The following is a 13,503-nucleotide window of genomic DNA, read 5'->3' as shown; positions in this document are numbered from 1 at the left end:
CCGAGGCCGCGCTGCGCGCGGCAGCCGCTGCCGCGGCTGCTGCGCGTCGTGCGGCTCTGGCGCTGGACCTCCGGCCTCCTGCTGCTGCTCTGCTCCTGCTCGACGTGCCGGGCGCTGCCGTGGCTCCCATCCTGGACAGGTTGCCGCTGCCCTTGGTCGAGACGGGAACCCGCCGCCGGGCTGCTGCTCCTCCTGCTGCTGCTCTTCCGCGGCAGAAGAATCCGGGGAGATCAGGCCGTGCCAGCCCGAAGTCCCGTCGTCCCTCGCCGGCGTGGTCGTGGCGGCACGCTTTTCAGGCCGTGCCGGGCCGAGAGTCCGTCGTGCCCCACCAAGCGCCGTCGTGGTGGCGACGCGGGCGCTCCGGCGCGCTCCCGGCGCGCAGTCGCGGCGCGCCGTCCCTGGCGCGATCGGTGGGCTTCGCCACTTGTTCAGATGCGCAGTTCGGGTTCGCCATCCCTGGCAAGAGGCCCGCCGCTCCCGGCGGCGGGCGCGCGACCGCCACGCCCGTCGTGCGGCGCCCGCACCCGGCACGCGCCGGCGGACTGCGCACACACCGCATAGACCGCCGCCGGCGCCGGGCACGGGCGCCGGGCAGCCGCAGCGCGTACAGCAAGCCGCTCCTCGGCGGACCTGCGACCCTGCGCCCTGCGCGCGGCCCGGGCTGCGCGCCCTACGCCTGCGCTCGCTGCGCCTGCGCTCACTCCGCCTGCGCGTTCGGCACAGTCCTGCGCTGCGCGCACCGCACGGCCCGCGCCACGCCGCGCAGCGCAGTTGTCACGCCCCGTGCATCGCTCCGGCTCCGGTCGCGGCGGCTGATTGGAACGGGGTCGGTCGCCGCCACCTCCGCCGGGCACGGGGCGCGCCAACTGCGCAACACCGCGCGCCGTGTCACGCGCCGTGCAGTGCGCTCCGCTCCGGCCTGGCCGAACGCTCCGGCTGCGCTCGCTGCGGCTGCGCTCGCTTCGGCTCCGGTCGCTCCGCCCGTGCCGTGCTCGCGCGCAGCGTCTCCGGCCCGCACTCGGCGCGGCTCAGGGGCCGGAGCGCGGCCCTGCACACACCGCAGCGCCGCGACCTGTGTGGACTTCGCGACCGAGCCGAGCCGAGCCGGAGCGCCCTCCGGCAGCACCAGCCGCCGCAAACACCGCGGCGGCCCGTGCCGCCTGCGGGCGAGCCTGTGGACGCCGGGTTCGGGTCCGCCGTCCCTGGCAGCGCAGCAAGCGTGCACACACCGCACGCCTGCCGCGCGCGCCGCTCCCGGCGGCGCAGGCATCCCTGCCCGAAGACGCGCCGGCATCCGTGGCCGCGCGGGAGCCATCCCTGGGCGGGCCGAGTCCCTGGCCCCTCGCCCCGCCCGGCATCCCTGCCGGTGTCGGTGGTCGGCCCTCCGGGGGCCTCCAATTGGAAGATTCGGATGCAGGGTTCGGGTGCGCTGTCCCTGGCAAGCGGGCGCGCGCTCCAGGCGCGCGCAGCGCCGGCCTGAGCGCGCGTGCCAGCGCCGCGGCATCCGCGAGCCGGCGAAGACTTCGAGCGATGCGCATTTCTGTCGGTGCAGACCAGTCAGGGTGTTCTCTATACTCCGCGCGTGTTCTTTTTTCACCCGCGCTGATATCATAACCAACGGTGCTGCGTCATCGGCATCAAGCACATAGGACGACCCTTGGGGGATCGTGATAGTGAACACATGGCGAGGTATAGCGGCAGTAGGTCTGCTGCTGGCGGGCGGCGGGGCGCAGGCGGCGTTGGTGCCCTACACGTCGGACGGCGTGGATCTGGTCTTCGACGACGACTACACCCCGGTCGGCGCGAGCAGCCCCGGCCTGACCTGGACGGCGAATGCGAACCTGGCGGCGAGCGAAACATTCGGCGTCAGCGGCATCAACCCCATCGGCAATATGACCTGGGACACGGCGCAGGCCTGGATCGCGGCCATGAACGCGGCCAACTACGCCGGTGCCAACGACTGGCGCCTGTGGTCGGCACTGAACAGCGACGGCACCGGCCCGTGCGGACCGGCATTCAACTGCGATGACAGTGAGCTGGGGCATCTCTTCTACGTCGAGGGCGGGCTGAGCCCGAACGACGTCATCAACGACAGCACCGCTCTGACGGCCGTGTTCGCGAATATGCGGGATTCCGTGTACTGGTCCGGTACGGAGTCCTCGGCGTCCGACGCGTGGTTCTTCAACGCCCTCAATGGCAACCAGACCAGCGGTCTTAAGGGCGGCCAGTTCTTCGGTTGGGCGGTTCGCCCCGGCCAGATCCCCACCGCCCCGCTCCCTGGCACGGCGGCCCTGATGGCCCTAGGCTTGGCGGGGCTCGGCGCGCGCCGGCTCAGTCGGCGGCCAATCCACTCCAAGGGCTGATCCGAAATCCGGCTGCGGCGCACAGACCGGCGCGTCGCAGCCGGGCAAGGCGTGGCCCTTCGCGCGAGCGGGCCGCGCCCGCCGAGGTGCAGGCTGCACGCACACTCCCTGACCGGCTAGACTGTCTTTTCGTACAGTTCCCGGAGGGCATCCCCATGAACCGGCTCCTTGACGGCGGCCGCGGTAACGACAGCCCGGGGCAGGGCGGCTCTGGCGGCTCCGGGCGGGGCGGCGGCCAGCAGTGACCACGCGCAGCTCGGCCAACTGGCTCGCCAAGCCCGGCGGCTTCGACGCGCTGCACTGCTCGCTGCTGTTTCCGTCGGCGTCGTCTTACGGCATCCCGCGTCTGGAGACGCAGGACTGCGCCCTGCCCGATGACTTCCGGCTCCTGCCGTACCGCTCGCGCCTGGACCGCCTCGACCTCCGCCGCGACATCTGTCACTGCTTCCTCGATGACTACCGCTTCGAATCCACGTGGAACCAGCCCGAGGTCGGGCTGCGGCACGTGAGCGGCTACTTCGCCGCCTGTTCGCCGGACTTCTCGCTCTATCCTTCGTGGCCCCGAGCCGCCCAGATCTGGAACACCTACCGCTCGCGGTGGGTGGCTCGGTTCTGGCAGTCACGCGGGGTGCGCGTGATCCCGACGGTGAACTGGAGCGACGCGCAGAGCTTCGACTTCTGCTTCGACGGGTTGGCCGAGCGGCAGACGCTGGCCATCGCCACCGCCGACTGCCGCCGCAAGCACGTCGAGCGCCGCTTCGTCGCGGGCCTGGAGGCGACGCTGGCGCGACTGCGTCCGGCAACGCTCGTCGTGTACGGGCGGCTCCGACCGCCGCATCGTGACCTGATCGTCGCGAGTGGGTGTCGGCTCCTTGAGCTTGCGCCGGCCTGGGAGCGGTTGCGCGAGATCGCCTGACCCCTGGCAGCGGGCCGCGCGTTCGTTCTCCGTCGCAGGCGCCGCGAGTGCACGCCCGCTCTACCGGCCATCCCTGGCCGGGCTTTCGGCTCGCCTTCGCCCTCTGCCTGCGGCAACCGGGCGATGCGCGCGTGCATTCTGCCGGTCTCGTCGCGTCCTGGAAGTGCGTGCGCGTTTGCTAGCGTGGCGCATGACTCAGGGGCGCGCACCGGCTCCCACATGCGGGGCCGCGCGCACGCTGTCGGCAGGTACTGTCGGTGACTGCCAGCCCGCGCCAGTCTGCGAGCGCCGGCGTGTCCTCGGGGCGCGCGACCCACTGTGTGCATTTCATAGCCGCGGCAGGCTGCTGAGCATAGCTGGCGGCTCGCAACCGGCCTGTCCGAGCTTCGGAACGGCTGCACGCTCTAGCTCGCGGTGCCTGACGTTGCGGGAGCGCGTCGAGCGGAAAACGGCGCCGTCAGCCTTACAAATCGTGTACATGTGCGGCGTCGCGTTGCCGCCGTGCGGGAAAGGCTCATCTGGCTTCCGGCCTATACTCATAGATGCCCGGACCAGCGTCTTCCCACCCATCGATTTGGGGACCCGTATGCCGTACAGCCTTCGGGAGGTTAGCAATGGCTGAGCCTAACGACGATTTCGACACAGCTCTCGACGCCTTTGATGCAGCCCTAAGCGACGCTGCCGACGCACAATCGGCCTATGACGCAGCATCCGAGGCGCTGAATGCGGCTCACGATGCATTTCAGGACGCGCGATCGGACTACGATACCGCGCAGGGCGAGTACGACGAAGCGCGGGACGACGCGCTCGAGGCCGGCGATGACCTACGCGATACGGTGTTCACCGGTTTGGTGACCCAGGGCAGCGCGCTGGCTGCTGCCTGTGCAACCCCAAACCCCGCCACGTTCGGAGCGCTTGGCGCTGCGGTGATCGGTTATGGAGTCAACCTTGCCGACGCCAATCAGGAGGCTCAAGAGAGTCGTGAGGGGCTTATCGACTCCCTGGCCGATATGGACGACGCTATTGGCGCAATGGCTGACGCAAACGACGATATCGACGCAGCGCACGGCGATCGGCTGCGTGCGAGTGCCGACCTGGTGCGCACCGATGACGCGATGAACCAGGCGCTTGACGACATGCTGGATGCCCTGCCGGGTGCACCGATCGAAGAACCCGATCACATCGCACCTGAGCGGCTACCCGAGCCCGGCATGAGCGTTCCGGATCAACCGTCAGCGCCAGAGGGAGTCGCCGGCGCTGAGCCGCCGGCTACGCCACGGCCGGCGGGGCCAAACAGCGACGGCGAAGCTCCCGGCGTGCCGGACGACCTGTCGGTTGAACTGAGCGTGCCGGATTCGGATCCTTCGCAGGCTCCAGCAGACGGAGAAGCGCCTGCCTCCTACGCGAGTTCCGACGCTTGGGCCGAGGAGGACATCGCTGGCTGGGAGGCCCCTGCGCGAGGGGACGAGCCCGCGGCGGGCGAGGGCATGAGTTGCCCCGACCTCGGACCAACGGAGGATGACGTCCTGCCGCAGTCGAATTACTTCGACGACGACATGTTTGACGATGACGCCGCCGGGGAACCTTGGGACGAAGACAACGCCGACGACGAGTTAGCGCTTAGCGATGCGGATGTAGATGAAGCAGAGGAGGATGAGTAATGGCCAAAGCGATGGCGGACGAGCACGGGAATCCCGTCGTAGCGGCAGACCAGTTGCTTCGACGCGGGGCGGTGGCGAAGGCGCAAGCATTGTTGCGTCCCCACCTCGAGGCCAATCCGTACGACGCGCGAGCGCGCTATCTCTGGGGCATGGCGAGGTTGAGGGAAGGCGACGCCGTCGACGCCGAACGGATCTTCCGTGGCATCCTTGGCCAGAGCCCGCGAAACTACGGCGCTGCGTTCTCCTTGGGCCTGTGTCTTGAGCAACAGGGCAGGTCCGACGCCGCCGCCGATGCCTATCAGGTCGCCTGCCTGCTCAAGCCTGATTACGGTCCGGCCCGTGCGAAACTTGCGAGTCTCGGCACTAGCTTGAAGGACGCTAACCAGCAGGGTGAGCGACAACAGCATAGGTCTGGCCGGGAGCCCCAGAGCGCGCATGGCTCGACAAGCACCCCTGGCGAGCTGCGAATGAACGAGTTCTTTCTGCCAGCCAACGATGCCGAATGTGCCGAGTACAAGCGCCGATATGCTGCGAAAATCAACGCCAAGTTCGAGGCGAACCGGGACCTGCTTAGCGACATCCTCGAACACGAGGTGCCTGCGCTGATCCAGAAGATCTCGGAGACGCAGGAGAAGCGTCTGCTTATGAAGGGTGGCAACGACGTGCTGTTTGCCGGTGTGACGAACCTACTGCGGCTGCTGCGCGATGCCTGAGCGGTACCTCCGGGGGTTGGTCCCCCGTTTCGCCGGCGGCGCGTAAGAGGAGCGACGAAAGAAGCGCTGCCCGACCAGCATCCAGGCAACGCCCGACCCTGGGCGGCGGCGCACGGGCAGATCCTGCACAAGAACCGAATCGGAGCGGCCAAACAAAACACGTGGCTTCGCCTCTCGCTCCGTGTGCGTCTGCACGCCAGCGCATATTGCTAGAGCTGGGCTACGCCCAACCCAGTTGGTCACCCGGACCGAAGGATGGACTGGGGTTCTGGCGTTCTGTGCCACGCTCCTCATCGCGCTTGATGCCCGCCCGTCACGTCGCTTTCATCCCGGCATCCCTGGCGGGCAAGCGCCGCGCCGGGCTCTGCCGTGCCCGACTGACCCGCACTGCTGCCCGCGCGCTGTGTGGTCGGCGCCTTTGAGTAGCTGTGCTTCTGTGTTTGCGTGGTTCTTTGGCCGCAGCATTCTGTGTTTGTGGGTTGCGGTATGTGTGGAAGTCTGTATTGCCTGAGTTGGCGCGTTCTATGAGGCGGGGGAGGAAACGGGCTAGGATTGGTGTCACACCGCACGCCTGCCGCGCGCGCCGCTCCCGGCGGCGCAGGCATCCCTGCTCGAAGACGCGCCGGCATCCCTGCCCGCGCGGGAGCCATCCCTGGGCGGGCCGAGTCCCTGGCCCCTCGTCCCGCCCGGCATCCCTGCCGGTGGTCGTGCGCTGCGCGAGTCGTTCGGATGCAGGGTTCGGGTCTGCCCTCCCTGGCGAGCCGTCCGCCGCTCCCGGCGGCGGTCGGCGCCAGCCCGGCCGCGCGCGCCACCCGCGACACCGCACAAGCCCAGGTGGTGACCCATCGTAGGAGCCGAGCTCGAACGTCATGCTGCTCGCGGCGGGGACACGCGCTAGACTGTCGAAATAGACAGCTTCAGTGGGAGGGCGACATGCAAGCGCGCATCGACGGCGGCCGCGGTAACGACAGCCCGGGGCAGGGCGGCTCTGGCGGCTCCGGGCGGGGCGGCGGCCAGCAGTGACCACGCGCAGCTCGGCCAACTGGCTCGCCAAGCCCGGCGGCTTCGACGCGCTGCACTGCTCGCTGCTGTTTCCGTCGGCGTCGTCTTACGGCATCCCGCGTCTGGAGACGCAGGACTGCGCCCTGCCCGATGACTTCCGGCTCCTGCCGTACCGCTCGCGCCTGGACCGCCTCGACCTCCGCCGCGACATCTGTCACTGCTTCCTCGATGACTACCGCTTCGAATCCACGTGGAACCAGCCCGAGGTCGGGCTGCGGCACGTGAGCGGCTACTTCGCCGCCTGTTCGCCGGACTTCTCGCTCTATCCTTCGTGGCCCCGAGCCGCCCAGATCTGGAACACCTACCGCTCGCGGTGGGTGGCTCGGTTCTGGCAGGAGCGGGGAATCAAAGTCATCCCAACCGTGAACTGGTCGGATGCTCAGTCCTTCGAGTTCTGCTTTGACGGGCTGCGCGAGCGCTCAATCCTCGCGATCTCAACGGCCGATTGCCGCCGGCCCCACGTCGAGCGCCGCTTCGCCGCCGGCCTGCAAGCGATGCTCGAGCGCTGCCGACCGGCGACGCTGATCGTCTACGGGCGGCTGAAATGCCGCCACCGCGACGCCTGCGACGCCGCCGGGTGCCGCGTGATCGAGGTCGCCCCGGCCTGGGAGCGGTTGCGGGAGATCGCATAGCCGACCCGCTCCAGGCTTCGTCGTTGCAGCACCGCTGCAGCCAGGCTGAGGCACCTCGGGTAGTCGAGGCTTAAGCGGGGCATCCCAGCCCCGGCTTCCCGCTCGCCTTCGCCCTCTGGCCGCGTGCACTTTGCAAGGCTCGTCGATGCCTCGAAGCTCGCAGCCATTTGCCCATGCGGTGAGTGACTCGGGGGCGGCCAGCCGGGCGATGCGCGCGACACTCTGCACGCGCAGTCGGTGCATCGAAGTCCGCGACACTCTCCACGCTCAGCGCGTGACTCGGGGGCGCGCACCGGCTCCCACATGCGGGGCCGCGCGCACGCTGTCGGCAGGTGCTGTCGATGCCTGCCAGCTCGTGCCCATCTGCGAGCGCCGGCGTGTCCTCGGGGCGCGCGACCCACTGTGTGGATTTCATAGCCGCGGCAGGCTGCTGAGCATGGGGTGCGTGCCAGCGGCGGCGGGGGAGTCCCACCCGACTCGGGCGCCGTGCCAGCGGCGAGCTCGCGCACCAGCGGGGCCAGTCTGCGCCGCGGCGGCTGCTGTTGGCGGGCGCGCCGATCCCAGCTGTCAGGCCCGCCCGGTCCTCCGCTCAGGTCCAGTCCAGGCCCCACCGCTCGGCACTCACAACACATTGAGTGTTGAATTTCAGTAACAATCTGTAAAACTGAACGCGCAGTCTAGGTAAAACACCCAAGGGAGGACGGTATGAATCCACCAGACCGTTCCGCGATTCGGGATGCTGACATCGATGATCTGCTGGGGGCCCTGGCGCGGGCAGACCTCGAACAAGCGCTGTCACTACTGGTGCTGATAGCCGATCTGCGCCCCGACATGCCCATCGCGGAGGCGTTCGACCACGTGCCGAAAGCCCGGGATCTCGTTAACTGACCACGCGGCCTGAAGTCGCATCATCCGCACCGATCCACCTTCCGCACCAGCCATCCTCGCTCGCTAAGCAACTGAATATTAGGGAATAATAATATCTGTCCCCATTGCAAGAACCACTGATGGTGTTATTCTTGCACTAGGGGTGGCGACAGGGGCCCCGGTTCGGCGCCGAATGGCGCGTTACTGTGCCCGAAAATGACACTATTGGTATTTCTCGATGAGCACCAGAGGTGGCAGGGTGATGGTCCACAAATATGTAGCGTGGTCGGGACGGGTCCTTGTATCCAGTCTGGCCCCTTTGGAAACTTCTTGCCGGGGCCGTCGCCCACCGGCGCGGCGACCAGGGCGAGGCCGAGCACCTTCCGCCCTGGACTCGCCGGCGCACTGGGCTCGGCTCATGTGCCCGGCGCCGCCGGGTCCGGGGTGTGCCGGCTCCCGTCCAGGGGCCCGCCGGTGATCCGCCGGGCGCTGCTGGCGGTTGCGGTGCGCCGCGACACCGGGGAGCTGCGCCCCTGGGCGCTGGTGCTGCTCGCGCTGCGTCGACGCCAGCGCGCCTGGTGGTATCAGCTCGCCCTGCCGCGGCTGCTGCACGCCCGCGCGCGCTGGCGCCGTTGGTGCCGCGTCTCGCGACTCGGGCGGCTGCTGTGCTGGCCGTTCCCGCCCTGGCTGCTCGCACTCGTTCAGTACCTGGGGCTTGTGGCGGTGATCGCCGCGGCCCTCGCCCTGCTGCTCCTCGCCGAGCGGCTTTATTGCGCGCACGCTGTGGGCCCGCCGGCCTGTGAGGATCGCTGTCTCCGCCGTGCCCGCCGCGTTGGCAGCCTACCGCCTGCTGCACTGGCCGTCCTGCGCAGGGAGTGCTTCCCCTGGCCGTGGGAGGTGGAGCATGGTCGGTGAGCGGCGGCCGGTCTGGGCCTTTGGTGGCCCGCGGCGGATTGGACCTGCGGAGGCCAGGCTCGCTGCACGGGCTGCACGTCTGCTCCTGGATCGCGGCGCCGAGGTGGTCTGCGGCTGCGCCACCGGCGCTGATGCCGCGTTCATGGCGGCGGCGTCTGACATCGACGCTGAGCGGCTGCAAGTCTGCACGGCGTTCGGGCCGGTCCGCGCGACGCCCGGTGTCGCCCCTGCCGCGCCCGGTGCCTGCGGGCACTCGGCGGTGCGCGCTGTCCAGCTCGCCGCGGCGGCCGGCGCTGTGGTGCAGCCTTGGGCGGGCGGGGGGCCTGCGCTGCCGCTCGCGGCCAGGCTCGCCCGCCGCACCCGGGTCGTCGCCAGGGCCAGCACAGCCGGGGCTGTCGTGTGGCTGCGCCCGCGCTCGCGCGGGTCGCTGCTGCTCGCCCGTGCCATCGCCGCCCGGGGGCTCGAGGTGGTGGCGGTGCCGCTCGGCTGTCTGCCGGCGGACCTGCCGCCACTCGACGGTGCCGGGTCCTGGCGGCCGCCCCGGTCGGGGTCCCTCGCGATGGAGCTGGGCGGCTGGTGCTGGGCGCCGGCGCAGCGCCGACTCCGCGTGTGATACTTTTGGTGTTGACAAAGACACTAATAGTGTTACACTGAAAATGCCAACGCTGATACCCAACAGGCTCCTGGAGGTCTGCCGCCATGCCCGATCCCGCCGTCCGCACCGACCCCGCCACGCTGCGTTGTCCCCGCGATGGCGATGACGCCATCGGCCTCCTGAGAGATCAGTACGAACAGGACCTTGTCGAAGAAGCACGGCTGATCGCGCAGGCCGACGACGATGCCGCCGCCACCTGCGAGCACCTGCGCGTCCTCCTCGCCTGGCTCGACGGCCGCCGGCCCCGGGGCTGGCAGGCCCCGGCGCAACCCTTCGATGCGGACGTGCCTTTCTGAGCTTTCGGACGCGCGCAGATAATACCAATAGTGTTATCGCGCACCGCAATCGTCACTGGGGGTGGTGTATGGCACACGCAACGGACACGGCTCGGCTGCCGAGCCACAGGGTCTTCGACGCGGCAGCACTGACGCGGCCGCTCTGCGAGATCGCTGCGCAGTACTCGGGCCGGGGCCAGCCGCGGCGCTTTTTGCGTCGCTGCTCGCAGGCGGCCGCACGCGCCCGCCGCGCCTGCGGGACGCCGGTGTGAGCTTTCCATCCGCCCGCCGCGCTCGCGGCGGCCGGTAACGCAACGCTACTGGGGGTAGCCATGACCAACCAAGCACCAGCCTTCGCCTTCCAGCCCGCCACCAAGAGCACCGCCAAGCTGCGCGCGGCCCTGTTCGGCCCGAGCGGCTCCGGCAAGACCTTCACCGCTCTGCGGATCGCCACCGGACTCGGCGGCCGCGTCGCGGTTATCGACACCGAGCGGGGCAGCGCCTCCAAGTATGCCGACCGCTTTGGCTTCGACGTCCTGGACCTGCACCAGCCGAACATCGAGCGTTACCAGGCCGCCATCGCGGCCGCCGGTCGCGCCGGCTATGCGGTGCTGGTGATCGACAGCCTCTCCCACGGTTGGCAGGAACTGCTCGCCGAGATCGACCGGCTCGCGAGCGCCAAGTACAAGGGCAACACCTGGAGCGCCTGGAGTGAGGGCACGCCCAAACAGCGCGCGCTGGTGGACGCGATCCTCGCGTTTCCGGGGCACGTCATCGCCACCATGCGCAGCAAGACCGAATGGTCGGTCGACGGCAGCGGCCCGAAGTCCAAGCCCGTGCGCATCGGTCTCGCCCCCGAGCAAGGCAAGGGCATCGAGTATGAGTTCGATCTCCTGCTTGAGCTCTCCCCGGACCACGTCGGCCAGGTCATCAAAGACCGCACCGGCAAGTTCCAGGACGTGACTATCGACCGGCCGGGCGAAACCTTCGGCGCCGAGCTCGCCGCCTGGCTCAACGACGGCGAGCCCCCGCCCGCCGATCCCCCTGGGGCGCAACGCCCCGACAGCCGCGCCGCTGTCGCCCCAGCAGCGGCCCCCAGCGGGGCGCCTCAGCCCGTGCGGCGATCTGAGGCATCTCACACCAACGGCGGCAACGGATCGCAGCCGCCGCAGACCATCACCGAGGCCCAGCACCGCCGCCTCGAGGCCCGCATCAATGAATTGCGGTTGGACCGCGAGCGCGTGAAGGGCTGGTGCAAGCGTGCCTTCGGTGTGGAGCACTTCCCGGACTTGCAGCCGCGCCAGTACGACCGCCTCGACGAGAAGCTCGAGGAGTTCTCCGATATCGCCGATCGCGAGGCCGCCGAAACGGCGCAGGGCGATGACACGGCGCCAGTCGACCCGGACGAGCGCGCCGAGTTCTGGGCGGAGTACGACGACGCCGCCGCAGCAGCGAGCCAGACCGGCAGCGGTCGAGCCGCAGCGGGGCAGGGCGCCTGATCTGATCACCAACAACAGCCCGGCTCCGGCCGGGCGGGAGGAATTCTCATGCACATCACCAATCACGCCAACCTGCCCGCAGCCATCGTCGAGGCAGTCAAGCGCGACCCGTACAACCCGGGCGACTGCGATATCAGCGTGACGCGGCTCATCGGTCCGCCGCAGATCCGCATCCTGGAGCGGCTCCACGACGACGACATCGAGGAGGATGCCGCCGACCGCCTGTGGGCACTGTACGGCCAGATCGTGCACGCCATCCTGGAGCGCGCAGCGGTGAAGACGCACGACATCGCCGAGCGCCGGCTGTTCGCGGCCGTCGAGGGTTGGCGCGTCTCTGGTCAGTTCGACAACTTGATCTTGTGGCCCGACGGCACCCTGCAGGACTACAAGCTCACGTCCGTCTGGGCCGTCGCTGATGGTGTCAAGCCGGAGTGGATCGCGCAGCTCAATGTGCTGCGCTGGCTGCTGCACCGCAACGGGTATCCGCCCGTCCGCCGTCTCGAGAACGTCGCCATGCTCCGTGACTGGAGCAAGCCCAAGTCCCGCCGCGAGCCCGACTATCCGCCGAAAGGCGCCAAGGTCCTGCCGTGTCCGCTCTGGAGCCTGGCAGAGACCGAGCAGTACCTCATCGAGCGCGTCCGCCTGCACCAGGAAGCCGAGCGCTGCGCCGCCGCCGGCGAGCCGCTGCCGGCCTGCACCGACGCCGAGCGCTGGGCGCGTCCGACCACCTGGGCCGTTAAGAAGCCGGGCCGGAAGTCCGCTCTGCCGGGAGGGCTACACGACACCGAGCAGGCCGCCCGCGAGCACGCCGCAACCGTTCCCAGCGGCTACGTCGAGACCCGCCACGGCGAGTCTGTGCGCTGCGCCGAATACTGCGCCGTCGTCCCTTGGTGCGCCCAGCGCCAGGCGGAGATCGCGCAGCGCCAGGCCGAGGCCGCCTGATGCGTTTGCACATCGACACCGACGCGCGCACCGCCGCCGAGCGGGCCACCGCCGCTGCGGTGCTGCGCGCCGCCGCCGAGCTGCTGGAGCAGGGCGCGAGCCGCCCGGCGGTCGCCGCCGACTGCGCGGCTGTCCCGGCGCCGGGCGAGCCCAGCGAGCCGACGCCACAGCCCGCCGGCATGGACTGACCCGCGGCCGCACGCCGCAACCGAGACCCGAGGATCGAGATCCAGGAGCCGACCATGGCCGAGCAAGTGCAGACCCTGCCCGCCACCATCCAGAGCCTGACCGCCGCCGATCTGTTCGACGGCGACACCGAGACCGTCGAGCAGGTCCTCGCCGAGGTGGAGGACGCCGCCCGCTCCGTGGTCTCCGACGTGAGCACCGACAAGGGCCGCCGCGCCGTCGCATCCCTCGCCGCCAAGGTCGCCCGCTCCAAGACCTTCCTGGACGGGCTCGGCAAGGACCACGTCGCCGAGCTCAAGCGCCGCGCCGGCCAAGTGGACGCTAAGCGCCGGACCATCCGCGACCGTCTCGACGTCCTCAAGGCGGAAGTACGCCAACCGCTCACCGACTACGAGCAGCGCGAGGCCGACCGCCAGGCCGCCATCCGCGAGCGTATCCAGGTCATCCGCGCCGAGCAGGAGGCGGCGCACTTCCAGGACGGGACCAGTGTCGGTAGCGCCGAGGTCGAGGCTGCTATCGAGCGGGTCGCCGCCGTCCTGATCGATGACAGCTTCGAGGAGTTCCGCGCGGAGGCGGAGCAGGTGAAGGACGCCACCCTCTATCGGCTGAACCAGGTCCTGAGCCAGTTCCGCGAGCGCGAGGCTGCTGAAGCGAAGGCCGAAGCCGAGCGCGCCGAGCGCGAGCGCCGGGAGCGCGAGGCACGCGAAGCCGAGATCGCCCAGCAGGCCGCCGCGCAGGCCAGGCGCGAAGCCGAGCAGGCCGCCGCCGCCGAGCAGCGCCGCGCCGAGGCCGAGCGGGCGGAAGCCGAGCGCCGGGC

At 69.8% G+C, this 13,503-nt stretch carries 12 protein-coding genes and 1 pseudogene; all 13 read left to right on the top strand.

Features of this window, described 5'->3' with window-relative positions; all coding sequences use genetic code 11:
• Positions 1 to 1,673: 1,673 nt before the first annotated feature.
• Positions 1,674 to 2,363 (top strand): hypothetical protein, encoded by a 690-nt coding sequence (locus tag CKO31_RS23395; protein WP_200242342.1) that lies wholly within the window; start codon positions 1,674 to 1,676, stop codon positions 2,361 to 2,363.
• A gap of 241 nt (positions 2,364 to 2,604) precedes the next feature.
• Complete coding sequence (locus CKO31_RS23390; RefSeq protein WP_200242340.1) at positions 2,605 to 3,279, top strand: DUF4417 domain-containing protein; 675 nt, start codon at positions 2,605 to 2,607, stop codon at positions 3,277 to 3,279.
• A 614-nt stretch (positions 3,280 to 3,893) separates the two neighbouring features.
• The gene (locus CKO31_RS23385) at positions 3,894 to 4,940 is read left to right on the top strand and encodes a hypothetical protein (RefSeq protein ID WP_200242337.1); all 1,047 of its coding nucleotides are present in this window, start codon (positions 3,894 to 3,896) and stop codon (positions 4,938 to 4,940) included.
• Positions 4,940 to 5,653, top strand: a complete 714-nt coding sequence (locus CKO31_RS23380) for a tetratricopeptide repeat protein (RefSeq protein WP_200242335.1) — start codon at positions 4,940 to 4,942, stop codon at positions 5,651 to 5,653. Before CKO31_RS23385 ends, CKO31_RS23380 begins: the two co-directional genes overlap by 1 nt.
• Positions 5,654 to 6,672: 1,019 nt before the next feature.
• Entirely contained in the window at positions 6,673 to 7,347 is a 675-nt protein-coding gene (locus CKO31_RS23375) for a DUF4417 domain-containing protein (RefSeq protein ID WP_200242332.1), read from the top strand.
• 705 nt (positions 7,348 to 8,052) lie between these two features.
• On the top strand, positions 8,053 to 8,235 hold the full coding sequence (locus tag CKO31_RS23370; protein WP_200242330.1) for a hypothetical protein: 183 nt from the start codon (positions 8,053 to 8,055) through the stop codon (positions 8,233 to 8,235).
• A 453-nt stretch (positions 8,236 to 8,688) separates the two neighbouring features.
• A complete protein-coding gene (locus CKO31_RS23365) occupies positions 8,689 to 9,129 on the top strand; it encodes a hypothetical protein (RefSeq protein WP_200242327.1) in 441 nt (146 codons plus the stop codon).
• Positions 9,119 to 9,742, top strand: coding sequence for a hypothetical protein (locus CKO31_RS23360; protein WP_200242325.1), 624 nt, complete (start codon positions 9,119 to 9,121; stop codon positions 9,740 to 9,742). The genes CKO31_RS23365 and CKO31_RS23360 overlap by 11 nt, the downstream gene beginning before the upstream one ends.
• A gap of 86 nt (positions 9,743 to 9,828) precedes the next feature.
• On the top strand, positions 9,829 to 10,080 hold the full coding sequence (locus CKO31_RS23355) for a hypothetical protein (protein WP_200242323.1): 252 nt from the start codon (positions 9,829 to 9,831) through the stop codon (positions 10,078 to 10,080).
• Positions 10,081 to 10,391: 311 nt separating this feature from the next.
• On the top strand, positions 10,392 to 11,558 hold the full coding sequence (locus CKO31_RS23350) for an ATP-binding protein (protein WP_200242321.1): 1,167 nt from the start codon (positions 10,392 to 10,394) through the stop codon (positions 11,556 to 11,558).
• A gap of 48 nt (positions 11,559 to 11,606) precedes the next feature.
• Entirely contained in the window at positions 11,607 to 12,500 is an 894-nt protein-coding gene (locus tag CKO31_RS23345; RefSeq protein WP_200242320.1) for a hypothetical protein, read from the top strand.
• Complete coding sequence (locus CKO31_RS23340; RefSeq protein WP_200242318.1) at positions 12,500 to 12,688, top strand: hypothetical protein; 189 nt, start codon at positions 12,500 to 12,502, stop codon at positions 12,686 to 12,688. The genes CKO31_RS23345 and CKO31_RS23340 overlap by 1 nt, the downstream gene beginning before the upstream one ends.
• A gap of 54 nt (positions 12,689 to 12,742) precedes the next feature.
• Positions 12,743 to 13,503, top strand: a pseudogene (locus tag CKO31_RS23335) (hypothetical protein); the annotation flags it as partial.

This window comes from Thiohalocapsa halophila, from assembly GCF_016583825.1.
GTDB classification, from domain to species: Bacteria; Pseudomonadota; Gammaproteobacteria; order Chromatiales; family Chromatiaceae; genus Thiohalocapsa; species Thiohalocapsa halophila.
This window is presented reverse-complemented; position numbering and strand designations above follow the sequence as displayed.